The 20597-nt window shown below is 56.9% G+C and carries 18 protein-coding genes; 4 read left to right on the plus strand and 14 right to left on the minus strand.

The window, feature by feature from the left end:
- Window positions 1-8 precede the first annotated feature (8 nt).
- The 9 genes from AWB80_RS05945 to pxpA are packed head-to-tail and all read right to left on the minus strand — an operon-like array spanning window position 9 to window position 8636.
- Entirely contained in the window at window positions 9-254 is a 246-nt protein-coding gene (locus tag AWB80_RS05945) for an acetyl-CoA carboxylase (protein WP_061173729.1), read from the minus strand.
- 13 nt (window positions 255-267) lie between these two features.
- A complete protein-coding gene (locus AWB80_RS05950) occupies window positions 268-1275 on the minus strand; it encodes a 5-oxoprolinase subunit C family protein (protein ID WP_061173730.1) in 1008 nt (335 codons plus the stop codon).
- Window positions 1276-1279: 4 nt separating this feature from the next.
- Window positions 1280-2137 (minus strand): 5-oxoprolinase subunit B family protein, encoded by an 858-nt coding sequence (locus AWB80_RS05955; RefSeq protein WP_061173731.1) that lies wholly within the window; start codon window positions 2135-2137, stop codon window positions 1280-1282.
- Window positions 2138-2165: 28 nt separating this feature from the next.
- On the minus strand, window positions 2166-3020 hold the full coding sequence (locus AWB80_RS05960; protein ID WP_143327958.1) for an ABC transporter permease: 855 nt from the start codon (window positions 3018-3020) through the stop codon (window positions 2166-2168).
- The gene (locus AWB80_RS05965) at window positions 3017-3931 is read right to left on the minus strand and encodes an ABC transporter permease (protein WP_087131024.1); all 915 of its coding nucleotides are present in this window, start codon (window positions 3929-3931) and stop codon (window positions 3017-3019) included. Before AWB80_RS05965 ends, AWB80_RS05960 begins: the two co-directional genes overlap by 4 nt.
- A 23-nt stretch (window positions 3932-3954) precedes the next feature.
- Entirely contained in the window at window positions 3955-5160 is a 1206-nt protein-coding gene (locus tag AWB80_RS05970) for an ABC transporter substrate-binding protein (RefSeq protein ID WP_061173734.1), read from the minus strand.
- A 31-nt stretch (window positions 5161-5191) separates the two neighbouring features.
- The gene (locus AWB80_RS05975) at window positions 5192-6388 is read right to left on the minus strand and encodes an ABC transporter ATP-binding protein (protein ID WP_087131026.1); all 1197 of its coding nucleotides are present in this window, start codon (window positions 6386-6388) and stop codon (window positions 5192-5194) included.
- Window positions 6382-7890 carry a TCP-1/cpn60 chaperonin family protein gene (locus AWB80_RS05980; RefSeq protein WP_087131027.1) on the minus strand — a complete coding sequence of 503 codons (1509 nt, stop codon included), beginning with the start codon at window positions 7888-7890 and terminating at the stop codon, window positions 6382-6384. The genes AWB80_RS05975 and AWB80_RS05980 overlap by 7 nt, the downstream gene beginning before the upstream one ends.
- A gap of 20 nt (window positions 7891-7910) precedes the next feature.
- Complete coding sequence (gene pxpA / locus AWB80_RS05985) at window positions 7911-8636, minus strand: 5-oxoprolinase subunit PxpA (RefSeq protein ID WP_061173931.1); 726 nt, start codon at window positions 8634-8636, stop codon at window positions 7911-7913.
- A gap of 402 nt (window positions 8637-9038) precedes the next feature.
- Here pxpA and AWB80_RS05990 point away from each other — a divergent pair, with 402 nt between their 5' ends.
- Together AWB80_RS05990 and AWB80_RS05995 are read left to right on the plus strand one after the other, a co-directional pair.
- Window positions 9039-10118: a phosphotransferase gene (locus tag AWB80_RS05990; RefSeq protein WP_160147413.1), complete on the plus strand. Its 1080-nt coding sequence runs from the start codon at window positions 9039-9041 to the stop codon at window positions 10116-10118.
- A gap of 6 nt (window positions 10119-10124) precedes the next feature.
- Window positions 10125-11462, plus strand: a complete 1338-nt coding sequence (locus AWB80_RS05995) for an aspartate aminotransferase family protein (RefSeq protein ID WP_061173737.1) — start codon at window positions 10125-10127, stop codon at window positions 11460-11462.
- A gap of 57 nt (window positions 11463-11519) precedes the next feature.
- On the opposite strand, the gene AWB80_RS06000 is transcribed toward AWB80_RS05995, so the two are convergent.
- The gene (locus AWB80_RS06000; RefSeq protein WP_087131031.1) at window positions 11520-12314 is read right to left on the minus strand and encodes a GntR family transcriptional regulator; all 795 of its coding nucleotides are present in this window, start codon (window positions 12312-12314) and stop codon (window positions 11520-11522) included.
- Window positions 12315-12597: 283 nt separating this feature from the next.
- Entirely contained in the window at window positions 12598-13506 is a 909-nt protein-coding gene (locus AWB80_RS06005; protein WP_061173738.1) for a LysR substrate-binding domain-containing protein, read from the minus strand.
- A 102-nt stretch (window positions 13507-13608) separates the two neighbouring features.
- On the opposite strand from AWB80_RS06005, the gene AWB80_RS06010 reads away from it, so the two are divergent.
- Window positions 13609-14703: a tartrate dehydrogenase gene (locus AWB80_RS06010; protein WP_061173933.1), complete on the plus strand. Its 1095-nt coding sequence runs from the start codon at window positions 13609-13611 to the stop codon at window positions 14701-14703.
- 6 nt (window positions 14704-14709) lie between these two features.
- A complete protein-coding gene (locus AWB80_RS06015) occupies window positions 14710-16182 on the plus strand; it encodes an NAD-dependent succinate-semialdehyde dehydrogenase (RefSeq protein WP_061173739.1) in 1473 nt (490 codons plus the stop codon).
- A 315-nt stretch (window positions 16183-16497) separates the two neighbouring features.
- Here AWB80_RS06015 and AWB80_RS06020 read toward each other — a convergent pair whose 3' ends face one another.
- Genes AWB80_RS06020 through AWB80_RS06030 form a run of 3 tightly spaced genes read right to left on the minus strand, consistent with a single transcriptional unit; the run spans window position 16498 to window position 20537 of the window.
- Entirely contained in the window at window positions 16498-18090 is a 1593-nt protein-coding gene (locus AWB80_RS06020; protein WP_061173740.1) for a gamma-glutamyltransferase family protein, read from the minus strand.
- A 9-nt stretch (window positions 18091-18099) separates the two neighbouring features.
- Entirely contained in the window at window positions 18100-19443 is a 1344-nt protein-coding gene (locus tag AWB80_RS06025) for an aspartate aminotransferase family protein (protein ID WP_061173741.1), read from the minus strand.
- Between the two features lie 38 nt (window positions 19444-19481).
- On the minus strand, window positions 19482-20537 hold the full coding sequence (locus AWB80_RS06030; protein WP_208635609.1) for a phosphotransferase: 1056 nt from the start codon (window positions 20535-20537) through the stop codon (window positions 19482-19484).
- Between the last annotated feature and the right edge of the window lie 60 nt (window positions 20538-20597).

The following is a 20597-nucleotide window of genomic DNA, read 5'->3' on the forward strand; positions in this document are numbered from 1 at the left end:
GGAGAACCTCAATCGGTGGAGATAATGGCGATAACCGCGTCGGAATCGACCGCATCGCCGTCAGAGACCACGAAGGCTTTGAGCGTCCCTGCCGTGCCAGCAAAGACTTCGTTGAATTGCTTCATCAGTTCAATGTTCCCGATTATTGTTTCGGCGGTGACTTTCTGACCCTCGCTCACGAAGGGAGGCTCGCCAGGCGCTGGGCTACGATAGAAGGTTCCCGGAACCGGACTTGTAACTTCAATGTCTGCCATGCTCGCTCCATTTTTAGATTTCAGCGTGGTCGACTTCAACCAGCGACTGAATACCGCATAGCTTGTCGAGTCTGCGTCTTTGCTCGTTAGCCTCGTCTCGCGTTATTCGTCGAAAGCGAAGCTTCGCGTTCGGTCGAGCTTGTCCCAGGCGCCAGAGGTCAAATCGAGGAACAGTGAAAGGAACGATGAATCCGCCTGCACTCGGAGAATCATTGATAAATACAATCGGCGTTTGACCAGCGATGCTAACTGCCCCCACGGGGTAGCCATGGTCGAGGATGTTCGACGGCTCGCTGCCGTGCTCAGCTGGCTTTGCGTGGGCTTGGCTCGAGAAAGAGAACGTCGGTCCGGAAAGCCGAAGGCCAGTGCGGTTGCTGTTCGGACTGACCGTCCATTCACTGTCGAAAAATTTCATGACAGACGCGTCGTCGAGCCATGAGTCGTTCGGCCCGAGCATCGCAGCGATGCGGCACTCTGGGAACGCTGCATTTGTTCCCGGGACAATCGGCGGCCGTGCTCTTTCCGGCACCCTCCGCAATTTATCTATCGCATGCGCCTCTCCCACCGGCACCTGCTCCCCGACTTCGAGGGCCCCACCGCTCACGCCACCAATGCCGGCCATATGAAACGTCGCGCGAGAACCGAGTACTCTCGCGGTAGCGATTCCGCCAGACACAGCAATGTAGCCTCGCGCCCCCGTCTTGGCTGCAGGGCAAACAAGCTGCTGACCGGCGCGTACGAGGACGGTCTGCCACATGGGAATCGGGGCATCGTCAAGCTTTGCCGCCACCTCTGCGCCGGTGAGCGCAATGGCACAATCCCGCTGAAACCGCAAAGTGGGCCCGACAAACTGCCATTCGAGGGCGGCCGTGTCACGTGGGTTGCCCACGAGCAAATTCGCGAGCCGAAAGGACCATGCGTCTGCGGGTCCCGATGGTGGGAATCCTTGCTCCCAAAACCCTATCCGTCCGGGCAATTCCTGTACCGTCGTTTCGAGCCCATGCTTTACAACTTCCAGCATCGCCTTACTCCTTATCGAGGTCGCGTAACCAGTCGCGATATCGCTCCACCGAGAACATCTGGTAGTCGACCGCCGGATGTTTGTAGGTCCCTTCCCTCACGCGTGCCTCTATGAAATCGTATTCGTCTCTATCGATAGGCGTGAAGCGAACGCGGTCGCCGGCGCGAAATAGAGCTGCGCTTTCCTTGAACGCTGGCAATCGCTGGTCCTTGTCCCACGTTGGCATCGGTGTGCGCCCGAAAATCTGGTATCCCCCGGGCGTCCTGTCCGGGTAGATACAGGACAATCCACCGCCTAGCCCAATCGTCCCACGTGGCGTCCAGCCTCGCGGCGGGTTATATTTGGGTGCGGTTATTCTCGCCCGGGGGTCAAGTGGCATGAGCGAGCACAGACCTGGCCAGAAGCCGAGAGCGGCGACCCAGTACTCGGTGCTAATGTGGAGTCTTTTGAAAGCTGCCCGGTCGGCAATGCCGTTTGCCTCACACAGAAGCTCCGGGTCGGGAATCTTGTCGGGATAGGTCTTGCGATACTCTTCAACACATTCAGTCGTCCAAGGGTCGAAATACAGAACGGGGACGTAGAAGAGTCGGCTCGGGACTTCCGAAACGCCTTCCGCTTGCTGTTCGAAGATGTCCTTTATCTCCATCACTGCGTCTTCGTAGCTGAGGCGGTCGGGGTCGTAGGAAACCAGAAGAGAAGCCAATTCGGGAACCAGCTCGATTACACCGTCTACCTGGGCCTCCCGAATTGAATTCGCAAGTGCTTGAATCTTTACGTTCAAGTCAAAACTCATTTCATTGCCAAGTTCGACTTCGATGAAACAGTCGCCTGCTGGGCTGAACTGCGGCTCGTGATGATGCATGCGTCATCTCTATTGAGTTAAAGAGGCGTCAGTTCTTGTCCATTCGGACAAACAGAACCCAAAACAGTGCAGCAAGTAAGGGGAGCACGACGGCAAGTACTATCGTTTCCAGACAGAAAATGACAGGTACCTGCGACTGTTGAGAGGACGCCATCATCCAGTTCCAGATAGGCATGGTTTCAGCCGTGCCGCGCAGAAAGATGGAGCGCTGAACCTCGTTGAAGGAAATCAGAAAGCCGAACGTTCCCGCGCCCACGATGCCTGGGCGAAGTATCGGCATTTCGATATCCCAAAAGGTCCTCCAACCAGATGCGCCGAGGTCCGCGGCCGCTTCAACAAGTCGGGTATCGAAACGTGTCGTGAGGACAAGCACGATAAGCAGTGAGAACGGGAACGCCCAAACCACATGGCCCAGAAAAATCGACCAGTAACCGAGCGTCAGACCCATCATCGGTCGAAGAAAGATGAACTGGGCTGCTCCCATAGACATCCCGGGAATGAAGAGAGGCAACACAGCGAGTAAAACAAGCGTCCCGGAACGTTTCGAGTGCGGAAGCACGCGCCCAACCAAGGTCGCTGTCACTGCGGTGACGGTCCCGACCAACACGCCAATGAGCACACTAATACCGAACGGAGCAAGCCAATCGCTCGAGTTGAAGAGTGCCTGATAGTTAGCTCCAGAGAAAGGGAGCGGAAGTCCCGAAAGCGGCTGCGCGCTGACCGACATCAGAGCAAGCCACAATAGAGGAAAGTAAATCAGCCCAAGTGCTCCGAACGCGATGGTCCTCGCAACTGACGGCCATCCCGACCAGTAGCTCCAAGCACTGCCGTGGCTTTGCCGATTCATCGGCGATGCCGGCATTTCGATGACGGTCTCGTTCAACTTTGTAGACTCCGAAAAGATGTAGAGAGGTCAGCGAACTTACGCGTGAGCAACATCAGCAGCGCGAAGATAACGCCAATCATGAGAACGACGAAGCTCGATAGAGCGGCGACGACTGGATACCGAAGCGCGCCATAGGCACTATCCACGGAGTTGCTAAGCAGATTGACGAAACCTCCGCCGAGCAGGTTTGGCTCGACCCACGACGCCAATGCAGGTCCAAGAGTGAAGACAACTCCAGCAAGGATGCCTGGCAGCGAAAGCGGAAGGATGATATCGGCAACGATGCGCGCCGGCGTAGCGCCTAAATCTGCTGCGGCAGAAATTAACGTATCGTCAATGACGCTAATGGCCATATAGATGGGCAAAATCATCATCGGAAAGTACGACACGACCATGCCGAAGTGAACTGCTGCTTCGGTGTACAACATCCCCTTAATGGGAGACTGAATCACATGAAGCATCATCAGCAGATGGTTAATCATGCCGTTCTCATCCAGAATGCCGCGCCACACAATTATTCTGGATGATTGGTCGAGAAAGAACGGAATTGTCAGCAGGGCGAGGACGACAGCTCGCGTGGTTTTGGTGCACCTTCCCTTTGCGAGCCATAGTGCCGACGGAAAAGCAAGGACCAATTCGATAGCCGTAACCGTCAAAGCAATTCTCAGGGTCCGGACTGTCACTTCGAATCGACCCGATGTGAAAATGCTCTCCCATGTCTTGAGCGTCGGCTCATAGACCATCATGAAGTTCCGACTATCGAAGAAGCTGTAGACCACGAGAACAATCAACGGCGCGATGACAACGAATAGCCATACGCCCAGAAAGCCACGTAGCAACCAAGGTGAGCGGTCGAGCGGTGTACGCATGGTCCGCCGCTTGCCTCCAACCGTAGGTACTGTACTCATGATTTTGCCCCTCGCACGGCCCGTTACGCGTTCAAGAACCGTTGCCACTCTTCTTCAAGAGAATCAGCGTGGGAAGGGGTCGTCGTACTGACAAAGGGCTTCGCGAACTTCCGGTCCACCTTCTGCTGTGTCGCTTTCAGGTTTTCGACTTGGTCGGAGGACCAGTTATGCGCCGTCGCATACTCGACTGCGAGGTCCATATTCGGACCAGCATATCCGCGGTCGCGCGCTTGCATCGCCCGGTACTCACCGTCTAAGAAGTAGTTGAGCATCTTATACACGGTGTTCTCATTGCCCCTGCTTTTCACCTGGGACGCGATATACGCGCCATGTCCCCATTTGTAGTAACCCTCTTCGGTGTACGCGTAGCGGGTCGTGCCATTGCCCAACTTCAGGTTTGCTTCGCGGACAGCGGGCTCCCAGCAATTAACCACGTCGACCTCGCGGTTCGCGAGAAGCTGAATCTGTTGCTCGAAGGAGCCGACCAAGGTACGAAATTGTCCAGCTTTCTTGCGAGCAACCAGGAAGTCGACCACAGTCTTGGCCTCTGCCTGAGATAAGTCCGCAGGGTCCGCAATCTTTGCCTTACCGGTCGATTTCAAATAAAGCGCTGCAACGCCAATCGAATAATTCCAGGTGTTGTCGTACCCAACACGGCCCCGGGTGCGTTCGTCCTCGAATACGGTCTTCCATGAAAGGTCTGCACTACCGTCCGCCTTCACGCCCAGTTTGTCTGGGAAATAGCCAAAGCTGTCGGCGTTTCCTATCACCGGAACGCCGTACTGCTTTTTATCTTTCCCGACGACGACGGCCGAACGTTTCCACACATCCGGCGTACGTTGCCAAAGCTTGAGATTCGGGTTCTTCTCGTCGATAACCAGATAGGCACCCTGGGGCCCGAGAATGTTCTGGGTGCCACCCTCGAAGATGAAGATATCCGCCTTGTTTCCCATCTGCGAAGCCAAGATGTCGCGCATATAGACGCCGACATCGTTATTGGAGCCGATGTACTGCATCGTCAGACCGGTCGACTTCTGAAGCAGCGACCAATCTTTCAGTTGTGCTGTCGTCACGCCGTAAGCGCGAACCGTTTGAGAGTCAGCCGCCGCTGCGACGCGACTAAAGCCAAGCGTTCCGGTGAGGGCGAGTGCGCCGGTTGCAGCCAGGCCTTTCAGCATGTCGCGCCGAACCAGGTCAAGCTGCGAAGTAGTGGAATGGCGGTCTTTCATGGTCGAACCTCTCTGGCGACTGTCCGATTGGTTAGTGGGGAAGAATTACGCAGTCTTGTGTGCGACAGGTCACTGCGTTGAAGCTTCCGGGGGTGGCGCTCTGGTCCCACGTTCGAATCTTCAACCGGGTCGAATCAATTGTCTGGGCCGTCTGGTCGGTGTACTTGCCTCGATAAACATGCTCGGCCGGCTGGCACGCGATGACATTGCTTGCATTTGGCTCCCCCGCTCGACTGACCGGCGTAAGGCGCTCTGCCCTGACGGCGAATAGCGCTGTGTCGCCTTTGTGCAGTTGGGACTCGCGAGCGCAAATGCCGCGCAGCGTTGTACCCTTAAAGTCAACTTCAGCTTCACCGCTTTCGCTGACCGACCTGACAGTGCATGGCAGAACGTTATCGAAACCCATGAACTCGGCTGCAAAGCGGCTTGAGGGCCGGTCGAAGAGTTCTTCCGGGGTGCCGCATTGCTCAATGCGGCCACGGCGCATCAGGACGATGCGGTCACTCATCGTGAGTGCCTCCTCCTGACTGTGCGTGATGTAGATGAACGTCATGCCGAGAGCGCGATGAATTTCGACGAGCTCAGCCTGCATGTCGTACCGAAGCTTTTCGTCGAGCGCACCGAGCGGCTCGTCGAGCAACAAGATTGCGGGGCGCGTGACGATGGCTCTTGCGAGCGCAACCCGCTGACGTTCGCCCCCGGAGAGCTGCCCGATACGCCGGGTTCCCTTAGCAGAGAGACGGACCATTGCCAACGCGTCATTTGCTTGCCGACGCGCTTCTTCTTTTTCAACTCCGCGAAGTTTTAAGCCGTAGCACACGTTCTCTTCGACAGACATGTGGGGAAAGAGCGCGTAGCTTTGGAACACTGTCGTGCAGTTCCGCTTCGCAGCTGGAACGTCACGTACGTCAACGCCGTCGAGCGATAGTTCAGCTGCGTGGGATACCTTTTCAAGACCAGAGATGACGCGCAGAAACGTTGTCTTGCCAGAGCCGCTTTCCCCAAGAATAGTGAGGAATTCGCCCCGCCTTACGTCTAGCGAGACGTGGTCAAGTGCTGTGACTGGGCCATATTGATGCACCAAGTCCACAGCTCGAAGAATGAAGTCGTCGGGTCCCTTGGAGCGAATGTGCACTCCACGGACTTCCGTCTCCGGGCGTGCAGCAAGGCCCATGGAAGCAACCAGCGTGTTCGCGTATCCGGTTCCTTCACTACGCATTTTCAACATATCAAAACCTCTACGGTCAACATGGTTGCAGCGAGAGAGACTGCGTGCTGCAGGATGGCAAGGGTGGTCGACATAGGGTCAATCGGCCGATATCTGACTTCGGCGTCGCCGAGAGAGTCTCCTGCGTTCTTGGAGATTTGGGCGGCTACTGCGCCGGCGCCGGCAGCGACGCAGGCGATTGCAGCGCGTCGCAAATCACTCGGTGTGTCAAGACCAAGCTTTGCAAGCGAGTCCGCGACTGACTTGAAAGCTACGCCTCCTCCTGGCACGACGCCTGACTCGTCGACGGCTTTCAGTGCCGCAAGCGCGGCGTATGCGCCGTCGACTCGCTGCTCCGCTTCCCAGTGGCTCTGAGCGCCGACGTACAGAACGGCACAGTCGCCTGCGAGTCGAGCCGAACGTCGGAGCAGCTTCTCGCGGTCCAACTCAAGGTATTGCTGCTTCTGAGCCTGAGCGAGTACGAGAGTGCGGCGCTGGCGGATAGTCTCTGCGTCGCCTTTAGGTTCTGAGAAGATTGCACGCCCACCTTCGACAACCAGCCGGGACGCGCTCCCTAGCATCGAGGGCCGGACGTTTCCGATTGCCGTTCCTGTCTCTTCGCTGATGACCGTGGCGCCCGTTGAAACACAGAGGTCGTCGAGGACATGTATTGCCTGCTCGCCGACCTCTGCGGGAACGAGCCCAAGAACATGCATTCGCAGAGCAGCACGATTGGCCGCGAGCGTGCCACGAGCAACACCTTCAAATCCACGCGCAACGATGGCCAGCGATTTTCCGCGTGATGCAAACTGGTCGAGAATGCGTGCCAATGAGCCAAAATCACTGATTACCTCATTGACTACAAGTACATGGACGGAATCCATCTCGAAGCGAAGGCCCTGCTCCTCAACTGATGCGCCAATAGTTTCGGGAAGCACATCAAGGCAATAGCCGGAATAGCGCTCAATATCGATGTCTGAGCCACGCGCCTGCTGCACGTCAATTGCGCCTCGTTCGGGAAGGTCGGAGTACAAGGCTGCAATGGCCCGTGCGAGCTCCTCATCCATGCAAGCGGACAGGGCCACGTCTAGATTGTTCGACTCCCTACATTTCTGAGCTTCTACAAGTGCAGGTAACTCAGTCTGCAACTGGAGGATGGCCTTGTTTAGAAGCGCTGGCTGAAGACCGGAAGCGATGTGCTTCGTCGCTTCTGCGTAGATTCCGACAGCCATGCAAGCGGTGCGAGCGGTACCATCTCCCAACTCACGCTTCGTCTGCCACAAAGCGTCTTTCAGAATTCGAAGAGCAACCGATGCGGCGCCGGAGTCGTTCGTGATACGACGAGCGATATCAAGTCCGGAAGCGCTATAAATGGGACTACCGGAACCACCATCGAACATTAGTCCGAGCCCGTAGGGGCCGAGCGAAGAGCCAATGGCACGCGTGCCTGTTCGCAGAGCGCGCAGAATCAGCTCGCGCGCGCGCTCTCCAGTGACGATAGTTGATGTATTCAAGGCTTGCATGGCGGCGCCTCGCTAACCAGTCAGAGTCGGTTGGACACTGCTTCGAAGACAGCTTTCGCAAGTGGTAGCGCGCCAGGCGTGTCGCTGTGCACACAGATGGAATCGATTGCGACGGGCACCGATTTGCCGTTAATCGAAACTGCGGTCTTCTCACGCAACGCGCGCATGACTCGAGAGACTGCATCTTCCGGCGCGACGGCCTCGTGAATCATCGTGATGATTTGTCGAGCGTCATCGTCGTAGTCCAGGTCTGCGTAAAACTCGCACGCGTATTCGACCCCGCGCTGGTCGAATACACGCGTCATCTCGCTGTCGGTACAGGCGATGACGGGCAACTTGAGCGCAGTCGCGGCATCAGCAATGCCCTCGGCGACAGGGGCGTACTTCATAGCCATGCCCATGAGCGCGCCATGTGGCTTGATATGGGACATCTGCATACCTTCCGCATCGAGAAAGGCTTTCAGAGCTCCGGTTTGATAGAGCACAAGTGCGGCAGTGTCGCTACGGGAGAGCTTCATCTCCCGCCGTCCGAACCCTTCCCTGTCGGGAAGCCCGGGGTGCGACCCAACTTTGACACCGTGTTCCTTCGCCGCACGGACTGTTCTCCACATTACGTTTGGGTCGGAAGCGTGGAAACCGCAGGCAATGTTCGCGTGGGTTACATAGGGCATCACCGCGGCGTCGTCGCCCAAATGGTAGATGCCGAAGGCTTCGCCCATGTCGCAGTTGATGGTCAAGTTTTTCATCAAAGTTCCTTTCGACGCCCTACCGTCGGGGACAGTCAGAGCGCCGTGGTAATCGCTTCCTTTGCCAGGAAGCAGCACGATGGACTTGAATCGGCTCAGCCTCGACCCACAGTGTCAGCCCGGCGAGTCATGCGAGATATGATATATCGCGTTTGCCCGAAAAAAAATAAAAATCGACGGGTTTTTTAGTCCAGTCGCCTCGCTGAAAACCCTAATGTCGCCAATCATCAATCTAGCTGCGTCGCCTTAAAACCCTTATCTCGTAAGCGTTTCCGCAGATTTTCGATTCCCGAACATGACCAGGTTCGACACGTTTGCTCAAAAAGTTTGCTCCGTCGTTAGTGACATCATATATCATGTCGCAGCATGACGGCGCGCACTTTTCCCGAGTCCGGAGATACCATGGACGGTGTACAAACCAATGCGATGAGCCAGGCTGACAGGCTCGAAAGCGGCATCCTAAGCGTTGCTTCCGAGGAGGTTTCGCTAGCTACAGCAGAAGAACTGACCTACCAGCATTTCGGAATTGGTGGGACTGCGTCTCGCTTGACAAGTGAGCGCGACCAGAACTTCAAGATTGCCTCTGACGACGGTAGAGAGTACGCACTGCGCATCACAAATCACGCTGAAGACCCTTCTGTGAACGACTTGCAGGTGTCTGCGCTGCAACATATCGAGCAAGTCGACCCACTGATTCCCGTTCCACGCGTGTTCCCGGCATTGAATGGCCAGTCGCATCTACGTTTGCCTTTTGAAGAAGGCCGACTCCGCGCCGTGCGGCTCCTCTCCTACTTGCCGGGCATGCCCCTGAACACCGTTGAGCGCACGCCTCGGCATAGAACCGAACTCGGAAGCCACCTCGCGAAGCTCGATTTGGCGCTTAAAGACTTTTCTCATCATGCCGCCGGCCATGTACTGGCTTGGGACATACAGCATGCGAGCAGCGTACGACCGCTAGTCGACGGTATTGCTGACCCCGAACGTCGAGAATTAGTAGGGAGTTTCCTGGCTTCGTTCGAGGCGCGTGCCAAGCCAGTACTTCCGACACTTCGCGCACAGGTCATCCACAACGACCTGAATTTCTACAACGTTCTGGTTGACCCGAACGAAAAGGAACGGTTGGTCGGGATTCTGGACTTCGGTGACATGGTGTTCAGTCCGCTTGTTGTAGACGTGGCGGTTGGAGCTTCATATCACATGAACACCGCTGACGACCCGTGGGACGCCGTAGCGGAGTTCGTGTCCACATATAACGCCGTCTCTCCGCTGGAGCGGCGCGAGGTTGATTTGCTGTATGACCTGATTGCTGCTCGCTTCGTGGTGACCGTGGCGATTACTGGTTGGCGAGCAGAGCGACACCCCGAGAACAGCACTTACATTCTCAAGAACAACGCTGCCGCTTGGCGCGGCCTTGCACATCTATCAACCCTCTCACGCGACATCGCGCAACGCAGGTTGCGGATGGCGTGCAATATGGAGTAACGAGCGATGGTTAAACCACTGATGGTCAACGCCTTCAATCCTGCGAAGGCGGAGAATTTAAATGCGGATTTGCGCGCGCTACTCGCGCGCAGGCAACGCGTATTGGGCCCCTCATACAAGCTCTTCTACGAGGAGCCGATTCATCTGGTGCGCGCTGAAGGCGTCTACATGTATGACTCGCAAGGGAACCGCTACCTCGATGTTTACAACAATGTTCCGTCTGTGGGCCATTGTCATCCGCACGTTGTCGAAGCAATCACAAAGCAGGTTGCAACGCTCAACACGCATACTCGGTACCTTCACGAACTCATTCTGACTTACGCGGAGAAGCTGATTGGGACGTTCCCTTCAGAGCTCTCGAACGTAATGTTCACGTGTACTGGCAGCGAGACGTCCGACTTGGCATTGCGCGTCGCGCGCAACTTCACGGGCGGGACAGGCGTCATTGTGACCGAGACTGCTTATCATGGTATTACCTCGGCGGTCTCGGAAATCTCACCATCTCTGGGTGACAACGTTCCGCTTGGCCAACATGTTCGTACGGTTCCGGCGCCTGACCCGCTACGCGGTGGAGGAGAGGATGTCGGCGCAACTTTTGCCAAGAACGTACAGGCGGCCATCGACGACCTAAATCGCCATGGCATAAGGGTAGCGGCGCTCATCGTCGATACGATTTTCTCAAGCGATGGGGTCTACGCTGACCCGGCAGGCTTCCTCGCGCCGGCCGTCGAAGCCGTTCGTCGAGCGGGCGGCGTTTTCATCGCCGATGAAGTGCAACCGGGATTCGGCAGAACAGGTGACGCAATGTGGGGCTTTATGCGTCATGGCGTCGTGGCCGACCTGGTCATCATGGGTAAACCGATGGGCAATGGCCTGCCCATTGCTGGGTTGATAGCGAAACCCGAAGTGCTTCAAGACTTCGCGCTCAAGGCGCGATATTTCAACACATTTGGGGGAAATCCGGTCTGCTGCGCCGCGGGGCTGGCAGTGCTCGAGGTAATGGAACGCGAGCAATTGATGCAAAACGCCAAAACCACCGGCAGCTACATGAAGCAAGGGCTCGCTGAACTCTCAAAGCGGTACCCATCTATTGGCCAAGTCCGCGGGGCAGGCTTCTTCATGGGCGTTGACTTGGTGAAGGACCGAGAAACGCAGGAGCCTGACCCCGACTTCGCAATCCGACTGGTCAACGGACTGCGAAAGCGCTTCGTCCTTATCGGCGCCTCCGGTCCGGAAGGACATGTGTTGAAGATTCGTCCGCCGCTTCCATTCTCTCGCGAAAACGCCGACCAATTCCTCAACGCCATGGAAGATACGATTCGGGAGGAGTCTGCCCGCTTATGAAATGAAAAAGGGTAGCTCCGCTACCCTTTTCCTTGCTCAATTGGGACGCCCCCAACGTTAGGAACGTCCAACCTTGCGAGGTGCGACACTGCGAAGGGGTTGTCTGACCGAAGTAACGGCCAGCTTGCGGACCCCAGTGCCTGGCTCTGTCTCAGCTTGTGTGGGCAGACCAGCTTCGACCCCTTCTGAAACCAGTGACTGCAGCCTCGATATCAAGGCGTTTTCTGCTGCGACCAAGTCCTCTACAAGCTTCTGCCTCACTGCATCTTCGTCACCAGCCTCGATGGCCTCGACCAGTTCGCGATGATGCACATTGGCATGTTCACCGCCGTAGTCTGGGTCCTCAAGCAGGCCGTAAAACACCGGCCCGACCTGCCCCCATAGTCCCTGAATCATTTCGAGTAGCCGCGGCGAATTGGCCCGCTCATAGATAGCGAAGTGAAACTTCTCATTGAGTTCGCGATAAGCTGTCTTGTCTCCACGCTCGATTGCGCCGTCCATGGAGGCTAGCAGCTTCTTCAACCGAGCAACATCCGACGCCTTAAAGAAGCGAGTCGCCATCTGTGCAGCGAGTCCTTCCAGTTCGAAACGGATTCGATACAGCTCTCCGAACGCCGTAGGCGACAAAGTCGGAACGACGATGGAGCGATTGGGCAACATAACAAGCAAGCGTTCCGCGACCAACCGCTGGAGCGCCTCGCGAACAGGGGTCGTCGAAATGCCATAGCGCTCCGCGAGAGAGCGGATGATGAACACTTGCCCCGGGTGAAAGGAGCCGGAAATCAAACCACCCTTAAGCAGCGCGTAAGTGCGGTCGTTCAGATTCTGATGTTCTAGTTTGTCTTGCAGCATATAAGAGGCTTCCCTCGACCCTTACGAAAAGCTGCTGCACAGGGTCATAGCAGCAAGTAGACGCGTTTTTTGGATGTCGAGCCGCCTACCAAGGGCACGCTTGCTCCGCCACGCGGCCCATTCCCGTGCGTAGTCTGGAGCGTCACTACCGCGCGCAACCACAGGTCTGCTCGGAAAAAGACCAGCATTCGTGTTGTATCATATATCACGATTTGGAACAATTCTAGGCGGGCAACCACGAGATTTGCGGTCCACATTGACTTCTGTCGTCAGCGCGGCCCGCTTATTCGAACGTCTGCACCGAGAATTCTTCAGTTAGAAAATCCACGCAAACGCGGACCTTCGCTGACGACGCGAGCCTCGCCGGGTAAACGGCCCAGACATTGGCTGGCTGAGTCACATCTGGGAGCACCAGTCTCAATCGGCCGGCTTCGAGGTGCTCGCGTACGTTCCACATTGAGCGAAGCACAATCCCACGGCCAGCCAACGCCCACTGTACCGCCACCTCTCCGTGGTTCGTCGAAAGCGGCCCTGTGACCTTGACCGAGTTCATCGTCCCCCGCTCACTCAGCCGCCATATGCCGAATGGGTGGTCTCGCTCTTTGATGGCGAGACACTGATGCGTCGAGAGGTCAGCAATTTGACGCGGCGACCCGTGCTGAGTCAGATACTGCGGTGACGCACATAAAACCCGATGGTTGGACGCGAGCCGGCGGGCAATGAGATGGGGAGCGATTTCGTCGCCGATTCTGATATCGAGGTCAAACCCTTCGCCCCCGACGTCCACTAGCCGGTCGAACAGGTCAAGTCTCACTGTCAGTTGCGGATATCTCTCGTTCAATCGCGACAATGCAGGCGCCACAATGTGTCGGCCAAAACCGAAGCTGCTGGACACGCGCAGGGTTCCTCGCGGCAGCCGGCGTGTTGTCGAGACGTCCTCCACAAGATGGTCCACGTCATCGAGAATTTTGTTCGCCCACTCGTAAACGCGCTCTCCAGCCTCAGTCACCCCTACCCGTCTGGTCGAGCGATGAAGTAGCCGAGTTCCGCCAAGGTCCGTCTCAAGAATACTGACGCGTTTGCTCACATATGCAGGTGACGCCGAGAGTTCCTCGGCGGCGGCGCTGAAGCTCGCTTTCCTGGCAACGACGCAGAAAACCCTCAGGTCGTCGAGGTTGGGTATTTTATTCACGATTCGTGAAAGGTGGATTCACACAATGGGTGATTCTAACCTCATCCAGCGGGAATAAAATCTACGAATTCCGAGGGCACTGCTAACTTGAAGGAGACATCGATGGGCCAGAAATACCGAATTGCTGTCATTCCCGGTGACGGAATCGGCGTCGAAGTCATGCCGGAAGGACTGCGAGTCCTGAATGCTGCTGCCAAGCGGTTCAACATCGAGCTCGACTACAAGCATATTGAATGGGCGAGTTGCGACTATTACGAGCGACACGGCCAGATGATGCCCGACACGTGGAAGGCAGAGGTCCAGGAATGTGATGCCATTCTCTTCGGTGCGGTCGGTTGGCCGCAAAAGGTTCCGGACCACATCTCGTTGTGGGGCTCGTTGCTGAAGTTCCGTCGCGAGTTTGACCAGTACATCAATCTGCGTCCCGCGCGGCTCTTCGAAGGTGTTCCCTCGCCGCTCGCTAAGCGAAAGGCCGGCGACATCGACTTCATGATTGTGCGAGAGAACACCGAAGGCGAGTATTCGTCTGTGGGCGGTGTGATGTTCGAGGGCACAGAGCGGGAGTTTGTCTCTCAGACGTCGATATTCACGCGCCGAGGGGCCGAGCGAGTTCTCAAATTCGCCTTCGAACTCGCACACCGGCGCAAGAAACAAATCACCGTAGCAACGAAGAGCAACGGAATCTCCATCAGTATGCCTTGGTGGGACGCTCGCGCGGCTGAGATTGCCGAGCTTTACCAAGACGTTACTTGGGACAAGCAGCACATCGACATTCTTTGCGCACGCTTTGTCCTCAACCCCGACCGCTTTGATGTTGTTGTCGCCACGAATTTGTTCGGCGACATTCTGTCTGACCTAGGTCCTGCATGCACAGGCACTATCGGCATCGCGCCGTCGGGCAATCTGAACCCGGACCGCATATTCCCATCGCTGTTCGAACCTGTTCACGGGTCGGCTCCTGATATCGCCGGTAAGAACATAGCGAATCCGATTGCGATGATTTGGTCCGCAGCGATGATGCTGGACTTCTTGTCCGATGGCCAAGGCCCTGGGCACGACGCGCACGACGCCATCCTTTCGGCCATTGAATCTGTCCTCAAAGATGGTCCAAGAACTGGTGACCTCGGCGGAAGTGCCAACACGACCGATGTTGGCAAGGCGATTGCCTCACGCGTCGCGACAACTAACAAGGAGTAAAGCACAATGGGCTTCAATCTCACGAATGGTGGATTGATTCGCCGCGAGAACTTCATCGACGGCGAATGGACGCCTGCGAAAGACGACGCGAGATTTGCGGTTTCCAATCCCGCGACCGGCGACATCATTGAGAATGTGGCCGATAGCGGCGCGGGCGATGCGCGCGCTGCTGTTGATGCTGCCGCTCGAGCGTTTCCCTCGTGGCGCAACACCTTACCCAAAGAACGCGCGGCTATCCTGCGCAAATGGCACACACTAATTCTTGAGCATTCAGACCTGCTCGGCGAACTCATTTCGCTTGAGCAAGGCAAGCCGTTGGCCGAAGGCCGCGGCGAGGTCGCATATGCCGCATCCTACGTAGCTTGGTTTGCCGACGAGGCAACGCGCATTTATGGCGACATAATTCCTCAACAGCAGCGCGGCAAACGGATGTCCGCAGTGAAGGAACCCCTCGGTGTAGTCGCGGCCATCACTCCGTGGAACTTTCCGGCTGCGATGATTGCGCGCAAAATCGCGCCGGCTCTTGCCGCCGGCTGCACGGTAGTCGCGAAACCCGCAGAAGACACGCCTTTGACTGCTCTAGCGCTGGCGTTACTCGCCCACGAGGCCGGTACGCCGAAGGGTGTGCTCAATGTAATTTCTGCCTCGAGGGACCGTGCTGTGCCTGCAGTGGCGGAGTGGCTTCAAGATAGTCGTGTCCGTAAGATTACCTTTACGGGTTCAACGCCGGTCGGAAAGTACCTGGCGCGTGAATCGGCCGGTACGCTCAAGAAGCTTTCATTGGAGCTTGGAGGCAACGCGCCATTCATTGTTTTCGATGATGCCGACCTTGACGCCGCGGTAACGGGACTTCTTGCTGCGAAATTCCGCAACGGTGGACAGACGTGCGTCTGCCCCAATCGTGTCTACGTTCAAACAGGCGTGTACGAGCGATTCTCAAAGCTTTTGAGTCAACGTGTAGCGGAGTTGAAAGTTGGCCCTGCGACCGACCCGTCTTCACAAATCGGCCCGATGATTAACTTCCGTGCCATCGACAAAATCGCACGGCACGTTGACGACGCAGTCGCGCATGGTGCGAAGGTTTTGACTGGCGGGAAGACCTTGCCTGAACTCGGCCCACATTACTTCTCCCCAACTGTATTGGCCGACGCAAGCGCAGACATGGTTCTCTGCTGCGAAGAGACCTTCGGTCCTGTCGTACCGTTGTTTCCTTTCGTTGACGAAGCCGAGGCGGTCCGAGCAGCGAACGATACGCCGTTTGGACTCGCTGCCTACTTCTACAGCGACGATGCTCGTCGTATTGACCGGGTGGCTCGTTTGCTAGAAGCCGGCATTGTCGGTATTAACGAAGGCGCTCTTGCGAGCGAAGCTGCGCCATTTGGAGGGGTAAAGGAATCGGGCTACGGCAGAGAAGGGTCAAAGTACGGCTTGGACGATTACCTCTCAATAAAATACATCTGCCAAGGCGGCCTCGACTAAAGCATCAGAAGCAAAGGTTGTGGGGCAGCTAGAGTGAACCGTGGTCAAGCATTCTGCGCTGACCATGGCAACTGAGCCGGGGTGGACTCAATTCCGCGATGCGCTAGCGTGAAGTTGGCCTGAGTGGTATGTCGGTTCTTGCCATCGGCTGCGATTAGCTCTTGAACTCGTGCCGGCGACGCTAGAGACTTCGACAGCCGCGGACACCTGATGCAGACAAAACCTTTTTCATGTCAAAAGGCAATATAGCCTTCGGCGTGCAGCACGCCGAAGGCTAGACAAACGACCTTGAGAAGACTTCCCCTCAGAGCGCAGTTAGCAAGCAACAGCCTGACCGTCTCTTCGATGGTCAGAGCCAGCGATATATGCCGCCAAGCGTCCATCTTCAGGCAGCTTTTCAATCAGCTGAGCCGACCCAAAATCGAGGTTATCGAAGTCCAATACGGTAGGCGTGTGTCCCATCGCGCGAAGCTCCTCGACGACTGAGGGCTCAACAGTCGGTTCCACCGTGAGTTCGGCGTTGTCGTTAATACGCCAACGCGGTGCATCCGAGCATGCTTGCGGGTTCTCCCCCTCAAGGACGCGCCGCATGACCATCTGCGTATGACCTTGCGCTTGCATATTTCCGCCCATCACCCCGAAGGCCATGAGCGGTTTCCCACCCCGCGTCATGAACGCAGGAATGATACTGTGCAAAGGCTTCTTATTCCCGTCGACCTGATTCGCGTGCCCTGGAGTCGTGACGAACCCGGAACCGCGGTTGTGAAGCGAGATGCCTGTGTTGGGCACTACGACGCCGGAGCCGAAGCCGCGGTAGTTCGATTGGATGAATGACACCATCATGCCGTTACTATCCGCGGCGCACAGATAAACCGTGCCACCGCTGGTCGGCTTGCCCGGTCCCGGATTGCCGGCACGACCGAGGTCGATTTGCTTCGCGCGCCGCTTCAAGTATTCAGCGTCGAGCAGGTCGGAGGCTCTGACCGTCATGTGTGCGGGGTCAGCAACGTAGGCCTGCAGGTCAGCAAAGGCCAGGCGCATCGCCTCAATTTCCAAATGCATGCGCTGAGCGGAACCCTTCTTGAACTCCTCGAGGGGCAGTTGTTCTAGCAATCCTATGGCAATGAGCGCGGCGAGTCCCTGACCGTTTGGTGGAATCTCGTGAATCTCATGGCCGCGAAACGACGTGGAGATAGGCGTCACCCATTCTGCTTCGTGATTCTCAAGGTCATTCACGTCGAGCACAGCGCCGTGCTCTTTCGCGAAGTCACAGATGGCTTGAGCGAGTCGGCCCTTGTAGAACGACTCGCCTCTCGTGCGAGCAATCTCTTCGAGAGTCTTCGCTTGCGCCTCGAACCTCCAAATTTCGCTGGCCCTAGGAGCGCGACCGCCCGGCATGAACTCCGTGAACCCCGGGTAGGTATGCAAATCTTTGACAGACTGCTCCCACTGCCTTGAAATGACGGGGCTAACAGGGAAGCCATCGCGGGCGTGACGAATTGCATCGAGGAAGAGGTCTTCGAACGGAAGCAGGCCAAAGCGTTCGGATAACGCAACCCATCCCGCGACCTGGCCGGGAACCGTCACGCTTTCCCAGCCTCGCATCGGCATCGCTTCAAGGCCCTTGAAGCGGTCGGGGGTCCAACCCGCCGGCGAACGCCCGGAGCTGTTCAGCCCGTTCAGCCGATGTCCGTCCCAAACGAGTGCAAAGGCGTCCCCGCCGATTCCATTCATCACGGGCTCGACCACAGTCAGCGTAATCGCCGCGGCAAGAGCCGCGTCGACAGCGTTTCCGCCGCGCAGGAATGCCGCAGCCCCTGCTTGGGCAGCAAGGGGTTGGGACGTTGACACCACATTTCTACCGAGAACGGGCTGCCGACCTGATGTGTATGGGAGTTGAATGTTCATGGCTTCGACCTACTTGAGAACCGAGCGGATGACTTCGAGGAAACGTTCTGCGTCCGCCGCGGAGAAGACGAGCGGCGGACGAATCTTGAGAACGTTTCCGTTGTAGCCTGTCGCGGAAATGAGAACATGGCGGTTGCGCATTTCGGTTACGATGGCCGCCGCCCGCGCCTTGTCCGGTTCCTTCGAGGATTTGTCCTTTACGATTTCGACACCGATGTAGAGTCCTGCTCCGCGAACGTCACCAACGAATTCGCTGTCCTTGGCCAAGCTATTGAGACCATCGAGAAGCACCTTACCGACCCGCGCAGCGTTATCGAGGAGCCCCTCCTCTTGGATGACCGACAGCACCGCTCGCGCGGCTGCCATCGCCACAGTGTTACCGCCGAACGTGTTGAAGTAGCGCATGTCGCGACCGAAGTCTTCGACAACGTCATGGCGCACACCGATACCGGCAACTGGATAGCCGTTACCCATCGGCTTACCCATGGTCACGATGTCCGGGTCGATGCCATGGCGCTGATAGCCCCACATCTTGTCGCCAGTGCGTGCGAAGCCGCTTTGTACCTCGTCGGCCACGAACAACCCACCGGCTTTGTGAACGACTTCAATGACGGGTTTCAGTACGTCCGCAGGATGCGAATAGATGCCATCCGACGTGAAGAGTGAGTCAACAACGAATGCGGCAAGACCGTCGCCATGCCGCTCCAGGTCGTCGATTTGAGCTTGTACGTGGTCGGCGAGCCAGCGGCCGAGGTTGGTGGGGTCGATGCGATAGGAATCAGGCGCAGGCACGCGACGGACCCACGTGCCCAACGGCGAGTATTCGCCAAGCGACGGGGAAAACGCTGCCGTCGCATCGGAGTTGCCGTGATACGCCTCAGAGGTGACGATGACTCCTTGCTTACCCGTGCGGTGCTTGGCGATGCGCAAGGCGAGGTCGTTCGCCTCTGAACCCGTGCAGGTGAAGATAGTGTGTCCGGTATCTCCAATCGTGCCGCCAAACGTCGGACGAAGTTCTTCAGCGTATTCCAGAATGTTCGGATGCAGGTAGCGTGTGTGCGTGCACAGCGTCTTCATCTGCTGATGAACCGCTTCAACTACTTTGGGGTGTCCGTGTCCGACCGACACCACGTTGTTGTAGGCGTCGAGATATTCATTACCTTGGCTATCCCAAAGCTTGACACCTTCGCCGCGCACGAAGTCCACCGGCTCGGAGTAGAACAGACGGTATGACGGACCGAGCAGCCGCGCGCGCTGCTCAACCATCTTGCGCGCGGCCGGCTCCAACTTTTCTGCCGACTGCGGGTCGAACGAGTTGTTCATTTTCCCGCGTGCTTTAATGACTTCGCTCATACGTTCCTCTACGAAAAATTGGTTCTGAAGTGCTGGTATTAGGGCAGAAGCGTTTCAGACACTTCATCGACGGTTCGTGACAGGAACCAGTCGAGTTGGCCCCAGCCTTGCTCGGTGTTGCGCATGATGTAGGTTGCGTTTTCAGGAAACTGCTTGACGCGCCAAAGGGTAATCAACGCCCTAGCGACGACTCGCGCCATCGTGAGATGTGGAATCAGTCGCAGTTCCTGCTCTGTGAGTTCTGCGACGCTGAGATATCCACGCAACAAATCGCGACCATGCGCGAACAGGTCTTCGACTGGATTCTCGCGGGCGTCACGCGGCAGTTGGTTCAACAGCGCTGTTGACACATCGATAGCGACTGCTGTGCGCACCGAATCGCCGAAATCGATAATGCCGGTTACAAACTCCGGCAAGTCATGGTTGACAACGATGTTGGACTTGCTGAAGTCGTTGTGAAGCACCTGTCGACGAAGCTTTGCGATTTGCGGCGCAAGGGTTTCGTAGCGCCCCATGCCTTGTTCGAGTTGCCGGCGCTGTTCCGCGTTGTCGACCCCATCGAGGAGCGGGACAAGATTGAGGAGATGCTGAACGTCCCAGGCGAGAACGCGCCCTTCGCCGGCATGTTTGAAGTCCTCTAGCGCATACCGCATACGCGCCAGAATTTCACCTACCTTTTCGCGCTCACGCGGATTTGACCCGGTGCTATCAAGTGGCGTGCCGTCGGCGTACGTCATCAAGCGCACGATGCGGCGCTGGCCTGCGCCGTCTTCAATATAACGATGCAGTCTTCCGCTTCCATCCGCAATTACACGAGGAACGGGGACTTCTGGGTCGCGCTCCTCGATGTGCACCATCATGCCGACCTGGAAGTCTATTTCTGCCTCATCTTCACTAGGATTCGCGACTTTCAGGACGAACCTACGCCCGTCGTCCGCGCTGATTCTGAAGGTGTCATCTTTCTCAGTGGCGAACTTTGTTGCCGTACCCCGAACCCCGTAGACGTCAGCGGCAAGTGCAATTGCCTCATCGGGGTCCATCGATACGTACGCTGCTGCGAGGCCGCCCTCACTGGAAACATCAATCACAGACATAGTTGTTTATCCGCTAGAACCGGCTGGTAACCGATTGTCGATTGGCGACAATCAAGGAGC

Source organism: Caballeronia pedi (assembly GCF_001544915.2).
GTDB lineage: Bacteria > Pseudomonadota > Gammaproteobacteria > Burkholderiales > Burkholderiaceae > Caballeronia > Caballeronia pedi.